At 66.6% G+C, this 2,717-nt stretch carries 3 protein-coding genes; all 3 read right to left on the bottom strand.

Annotation, left to right across the window (positions count from 1 at the left end):
• A partial coding sequence (locus tag OOJ09_RS31880; RefSeq protein ID WP_269909017.1) for a sulfate/molybdate ABC transporter ATP-binding protein occupies positions 1–920 on the bottom strand: 920 nt, incomplete at its 3' end.
• Between the two features lie 69 nt (positions 921–989).
• A complete protein-coding gene (cysW, locus tag OOJ09_RS31875; protein ID WP_269909016.1) occupies positions 990–1,874 on the bottom strand; it encodes a sulfate ABC transporter permease subunit CysW in 885 nt (294 codons plus the stop codon).
• Positions 1,867–2,712 (bottom strand): sulfate ABC transporter permease subunit CysT, encoded by an 846-nt coding sequence (gene cysT / locus OOJ09_RS31870; protein WP_269909018.1) that lies wholly within the window; start codon positions 2,710–2,712, stop codon positions 1,867–1,869. The genes cysW and cysT overlap by 8 nt, the downstream gene beginning before the upstream one ends.
• Between the last annotated feature and the right edge of the window lie 5 nt (positions 2,713–2,717).

Below are 2,717 nucleotides of genomic sequence, written 5' to 3'. Positions count from 1 at the left end.
TCGACGCGCCTGGTGCCGGCGACGCGGCGGCTGGCGGCCACGGTGCCGACGATGCAGCCGCTGCAGCCGTCCAGCAGTTCGACATCGTGCGGGCGGAAGTACAGCGTCGCCTCGCCCGGGGGCTCGTTGGGCGCGGCAAGCCCGATCGGCCGGTCGGCGATCCAGACCTCGCCGTTCTCGACCTTGACGGGAAGCGAGCTCGATTCGCCGATGAAGCCGTAGACGAACGGCGAGTTCGGCGCGTCGTAGATGTCGTCGGCGGTGCCGACCTGCTCGATGCGGCCCTGGCTCATCACCACGACGCGGTCGGCAAGCTCGAGCGCCTCTTCCTGGTCGTGGGTGACGAAGACGGTGGTGTGGCCGGTGGCGTCATGGATCTCGCGCAGCCAGCGGCGCAGTTCCCGGCGCACCTGCGCGTCGAGCGCGCCAAACGGCTCGTCGAGCAGCAGCACCTTGGGTTCGATCGCCATGGCGCGGGCGAGCGCCACGCGCTGGCGCTGGCCGCCGGAAAGCTGCGCCGGATAGCGCTTCTCCAGCCCCGAAAGCTGCACCAGATCGAGAAGCTCGGAGGCACGGCGGCGGATCTCCTGTGCCGGCGGGCGCGACGGTCCGTGCCGGACCTTCAGCCCGAAGCCGATATTGTCGGCCACCGTCATGTGCCGGAACAGCGCATAGTGCTGGAAGACGAAGCCGACATTGCGCTCCTGGATCGACCTGTGCGAGGCGTCCTCGTCGCCGAAGAAGATCTTTCCCCGCGTCGGCCGCTCCAGCCCGGCGATCAGCCTCAGCAGCGTCGTCTTGCCGGAACCGGACGGCCCCAGCAACGCGATCAGCTCGCCCGACTTGATGTCGAGCGATACGTCGTGGAGCGCCGGAAACCGCTCGAACTCCTTGCGCACGTTGGCAACGCGAACTTCCATCTACAGTCCCTCAGCAGGCGATGCCTGTCGTTGTCCCAAAACCGCTACACGCTCCTGGGCGACATGCATCTAGTGTCCGCGCGCCGCGGCGATCTCGGCGCCGTAGCGCATCTCCAGAAGTGTTTTCAAGACCAGCGTGACGAGCGCCAGGCCGGCAAGCAATGAAGCGACGGCAAAGGCGCCGACGGCGTTGTACTCGTTGTAGAGGATTTCGACATGCAGCGGCATGGTGTTGGTCAGGCCGCGGATGTGGCCCGACACCACCGACACCGCGCCGAACTCGCCCATGGCGCGGGCGTTGCACAAAAGCACGCCGTAGAGCAGCCCCCATTTGACGTTGGGCAGCGTTACATACCAGAAGGCCTGCCAGCCATTGGCGCCCAGCGAGAGTGCCGCCTCCTCGTCGCCATTGCCCTGTTCCTGCATCAGCGGGATCAGCTCGCGGGCGACGAAGGGGAAGGTGACGAAGACGGTGGCCAGCACGATGCCCGGCACGGCGAACAGGATGACGATGCCATGCGCCTTCAGCCAGCCGCCGAGCAGCCCCTGGGCGCCGAACAGCAGCACATAGACCAGGCCCGATATGACCGGCGAAACCGAGAAGGGCAGGTCGATCAGCGTGGTCAGGAAGGCCTTGCCCTTGAACTCGAACTTGGCGATCGCCCAGGCGGCGGAGATGCCGAAGACGATGTTGAGCGGCACCGAGATCCCCGCCACCAGCAGCGTCAGCCGGATCGCCGAGCGGGTGTCGGGATTGCCAAGCGCTTCGGTGTAGGCGCCGACGCCTTTGGCCAGCGCCTCGTTGAAGACGACGATCAGCGGCAGCAGCAGGAAGGTGCCGAGGAAGGCGAAGGCGATGGCCATCAGCACGGCCTGCGCCGGACGGCTTTCGGTCACCGCCGCCGACTGGCTCTCATGGTGCGGCTCGTAGGATTTGATCTCGGGATCAGCCATAGCGCTTGCGGCTCCATGACTGCGCCAGATTGACGACCAGGAGCATGGTGAACGACAGCGCCAGCATGAGCGCGGCGATCGCGGTCGCCGCCGGGTAATTGTATTCCTCCAGCCGGATGACGATCAGAAGCGGCGCGATCTCGGATTTGTAGGGCAGATTGCCGGCGATGAAGATGACCGAGCCGTATTCGCCGACGCCGCGGGCGAAGGCCAGCGCAAAGCCGGTGACGATGGCCGGCGCCAGGCCCGGAAACAGGATGCGGGTGACGATCTGGAAGCGGCTGGCGCCAAGCGTGGCGGCGGCTTCCTCCACCTCCTTGTCGATCTCCTCCATGATCGGCTGCACGGTGCGCACGACGAAGGGCAGGCCGATGAAGACCAGCGCAATGACGATGCCGAGCGGCGTGTAGGCGACCTTGACGCCGAGCGGCATCAGCAGTTTGCCGATCCAGCCGTTCGGCGCGTAGAGCGTGGTCAGCGCGATGCCGGCCACCGCCGTCGGCAGCGCGAAGGGCAGGTCGACCATGGCATCGACGATGCGGCGGCCGGGAAAGCGGTAGCGCACCAGCACCCAGGCGACGAGCGTGCCGAAGACGACGTTGACCGCCGCCGCGATGAAGGCGGTGCCGAAGCTGATCTCCAGCGCGTTGACGGTGCGACGGTCGGCGGCGATGGCCCAGAAATCGGTCCAGCCAAGTGCGGCCGAGCGCCAGACCAGCCCGGACAAGGGGATCAGAATGATCAGCGTGAGGTAGGCAAGCGAGAAGCCGAGCGTCAATCCGAAACCCGGAATGACACTCGGCTGTCTGAACCGCCACCCAGCCGGAGCCGGTGCTATGGTCA

It is taken from the genome of Mesorhizobium qingshengii (genome assembly GCF_027563465.1).
Taxonomy (GTDB): Bacteria; Pseudomonadota; Alphaproteobacteria; order Rhizobiales; family Rhizobiaceae; genus Mesorhizobium; species Mesorhizobium qingshengii_A.
This window is presented reverse-complemented; position numbering and strand designations above follow the sequence as displayed.